The sequence below is a fragment of the Photorhabdus hindustanensis genome, assembly GCF_002968995.1.
GTDB classification, from domain to species: Bacteria; Pseudomonadota; Gammaproteobacteria; order Enterobacterales; family Enterobacteriaceae; genus Photorhabdus; species Photorhabdus akhurstii.
Genome location: NZ_PUWT01000182.1, coordinates 1 through 3,674, shown reverse-complemented (window position 1 = coordinate 3,674; position 3,674 = coordinate 1). Strand labels below are relative to the sequence as shown.

3 protein-coding genes are annotated in these 3,674 nt (G+C 43.4%); 1 reads left to right on the top strand and 2 read right to left on the bottom strand.

All coding sequences use genetic code 11. The annotated features are described in order from the left end of the window. Nucleotides 1-71: 71 nt before the first annotated feature. A complete protein-coding gene (locus tag C6H66_RS25155; protein WP_105397064.1) occupies nt 72-2,444 on the bottom strand; it encodes a Tn3 family transposase in 2,373 nt (790 codons plus the stop codon). 21 nt (nt 2,445-2,465) lie between these two features. Between C6H66_RS25155 and C6H66_RS25150 the strand changes: the two genes are divergently transcribed. Then, nucleotides 2,466-3,497, top strand: a complete 1,032-nt coding sequence (locus C6H66_RS25150) for an IS630 family transposase (RefSeq protein ID WP_181150316.1) — start codon at nt 2,466-2,468, stop codon at nt 3,495-3,497. Here the strand turns inward: C6H66_RS25150 and C6H66_RS26510 are convergent. Further along, the coding region (locus tag C6H66_RS26510) for a hypothetical protein (RefSeq protein WP_219847655.1) at nt 3,454-3,674 on the bottom strand (221 nt) is incomplete at its 5' end. The two genes, C6H66_RS25150 and C6H66_RS26510, sit on opposite strands and share 44 nt — an antisense overlap.

The following is a 3,674-nucleotide window of genomic DNA, read 5'->3' as shown; positions in this document are numbered from 1 at the left end:
ATTTCAGGTTTTTATCCCGTCAATACGGGGTCCAGTGGAAGAACCCCCGAAAATGACGAGTACGGGATCACTTATCTGTTATCGTGCCAGAAATGTTGTTTCACGTGTGCCTCCAGCATCAACGATATGGCGTCAACATCAAGTTCCCCGTTACTTTTCCTGAAGTTGTAGCGACCAGTAAGCAGCATGTGGCTCCAGGCTATTGGTGATATTCGGGTAAACTCATTAATAATCTCCTGAGATACACCACTGGCTACCATTCGTTCATATACCGAATTCAGGATCATACCGTTGTAAGCAATAATACAATTTGCAATTAACCTTGCCGCATGGGCACTTATGCGATTTTCAACGATCCTTTTCCCCTGGAATACGCCGTGATACGTTTTTCTTATATTACTCTGAAGCTGGTGATAAGCCTCGGTACGGTTTCTGGCGCTTCGTATGGCTTTCCTGAGTTGCATATTGTCGATCAGGTTAAGGACATGCTTGCTTTTAAAAATAGCATTGTATTCAAATAATGCGGATTTTAACCTGACATAGCGAGTATGGGAATTAAGTTTGCGAATGATATTGCTTTGCGTGTTTTCCTGCATGATGAGTGAAAGCAGTACCCGTATCACACCCCGACGTTGAGAACGTATGCGTTCAGCATTGATAACCTTCTGGGGTTTTATTAAACCTGTGTAGTTCTCCGGTGGCTGGGTAGCATATAAATTGTCTGCCGCGCTCCTTACATTTTTTATGCTGGGTACATAATCCACATCTATTGAATCGAGGGTGACAAAATTCAGTTGATTCAGTGAGTGGTTATCGCCTGTGACCATATGAATATCAATATCTGTTTTATTGTTGTAAACCATGTCGTAGAGAGAGTGTCCTTCATACTCATTCAGACCAATATTTTTAGCATTCACTGCAACATAATTGGCAATCAAAGTATACAGGGATATGCCACGCCCTTTACCCAGATACTTTCTGGAGTAACGGGACTGGATAGTGCTGTCCGTGGTCGAAAATTTTTGTCCGTCAGCATCAGCCAGAATTTTGTTATCCATGAGATCCCATTGGCGGAATATGGGTAATAAATGAATATGATTACTGACAATATCATTGGCAGAACATAATGTGTCAACGCGAATAAAGTCTTCCCGTGTTGAGCGTAACGGGTTGAAATCAAGATCGGACATATCAGCCATTTTCAGAACACCAAATCCGAAGGCTTCGGATAACAAACAGCCGGTTATTATCAGTGGGAGTGGTTTTTTTCGCTTAATGTAACGATCTTTTATATGGGTAAAACCACTCCACATACCAATATGTTCGCCAATAAACATTACTATATTAGCAATTTCAATTTTTGGTAGTTTTTTGAAGAAGGCATCATCAAGTTTCTCTGTACTATCATAGAGCAGACTCCAGCATTGCTGACCTGTTTTAGTTTCCCGGATATTGAGTCCAGGATTGTTACCGCTTTCTATATTATGAGTGGTTCTTTCCCAGGCATCATTGAGCTCCTGAAGAGCGTTATCAAGACGCTGGTCACAGTAAACAGGTATTTTGGAGTAACCAAAGTCCGCTGAGATTTTTTCAACATCGTCTACCAGAGCATCGTCAATCAGATCGGCATCAATATCACAGTAGGATACGCTGTCGTTGCAGTACAGTCTGCCCCGTCCAATTTCATGATAAACTTTCTGATAAACAAAAAATTCGAAAAGATAAGGATCAATGTGAATATCAGTTGGTTTACGCTTTAAATATCTGGTCATGTTTTTAGGTACTGTAAATCCAAGGTCATCACAAATTTTCAAATCAGATGGGCTTTTTCCGCTACCGTAATGCGATTTTAAAATGGAAATCAATCCTCCTATATAACTATCCGCTTTATAATACTCAAAAGACACTGAGATAAGCACAGGACGTAAATACAGTGAGAATATCCTTGATGATTTCCCGTAAAATTCCCATAGCGAGGCTTTTTTATCAAAGGATTTTCCCTCCAGAAATTGAGCCATCGTTGAAAATTGCTCCTTGGGTAACATACCGTAAGCTATATTATTCAACTCGTCCGGTGTCAGTGCCGGGTTTCTGGTCGGAAACCACTTCAGAAATTTCGCCAGCTTAGGAAAATCGGTCACCACAGCAGAACTGTGTTCCATATGGGCCATCGATGCATAAATTTTTCCGGCATCCATGATGGCCCGTGTATGGTAGTTAAAACTCACAATGAGGTTGTCCATTATCTGCTGGTAGCGGTAGTGAACAAAGCAGAGGGTATGCAATAATTGTTGGTGCTTACTTAATTTCCTCAATCGGGAGGCAGCATATTGTTCAGTAATATCAGCATAATAGTGCACTGCATTTTTTGACAGATTTAATGACGGGATAAAACCTTTAGTGAATATACCCGTAATTATTGAAACTGCTTGATTTTCGCCCAAATGAAGCTCATGGTATCAGTCATGAAAATATTCATTACCGATGAACAAAAGGCCGAACTTGAACACCTCCATCACACCTGCCGTGATAAGAGAGAGTGTGATCGCATCAAAGCGGTCCTGCTGGCCTCTGAGGGCTGGAGTTCAGTCATGATCGCTCAGGCCCTGCGTCTTCATGAAACGACCGTTAATCGTCATATCAGCGATTACCTTAATCACCGCAAAATCAAGCCTGAAAATGGCGGCTCTCAGAGCTATCTCAGCGAAACACAGACTCAGGAACTTATCGCTTATCTGACCGCCAATCTTCTGCCCACCACACAGGCGGTTACCCGTCTTGTCGAAGAGAGGTGGGATATCAGTTACACCGTTCCCGGCATGAATAAATGGCCGCACCACAATGGCTTCAGCTATAAAAAACCGACCGGCGTACCACACAAATTCAATGCGGAACAGCAACGGGCCTTTAGGGAAGCCTACGGGAAACTGAAGCAGGAAGCCGGAGACCATGAGCCTATCCTGTTCATTGATGGCGTCCATCCCACACAGGGGACAAAACTCGCTTATGGTTGGATGCGCAAAGGCCAGAAAACTACGGTGAAAACAACGGGCAGCCATACCCGTCTGAACCTGATGGGGGCCCTGAATCTGGCCGATATCAGTCAAACGGTGGTGCGCGAATATGACCGTATCGACAGTTATCACATCGCCGAGTTTTTCATTGCCCTGCGTGAAACCTATCCGGTCAGTCAGAAGATTCATATTATCCTTGACGGAGCCGGTTACCACCGGAGTAGGCTGGTAAAAGACTGGGCTTATGTAATGAATATCGACCTTCATTATTTACCGCCATACAGCCCGAATCTGAACCCGATAGAAAGGCTGTGGAAGGTGATGAATGAACAGGTCAGAAATAACCATTATTTCGCCTCGACGGCCTTGTTCAGGCAGGCAATACATCGCTTTTTTACGGAAATATTACCGGAACTTGCCGGGAACCTGTCGTGCCGTATTAATGACAACTTCCAAGTTTTGAATCCTGCATCTTCAAGTTAAGCGGGTATATATACAAATTCTCAAGCAGTAAGGCTTTGTCCACTTCCGTTTTGACCGCTGTATACTGAAAATCCTTCTGGTCTGTCCGAATAATGTTGAGTGAAGTAATGTCATCATCCCGCTCAATAAGTGCTGTAAGCTGCTCACCAATGGACGCTGGCACCGATTCGGTGATTG

Bases quoted from the DNA above. Each gene is read 5' to 3' on its own strand.
- C6H66_RS25150 (WP_181150316.1), top strand. From the start codon at position 2,466: ATGAAAATATTCATTACCGATGAACAAAAGGCCGAACTTGAACACCTC.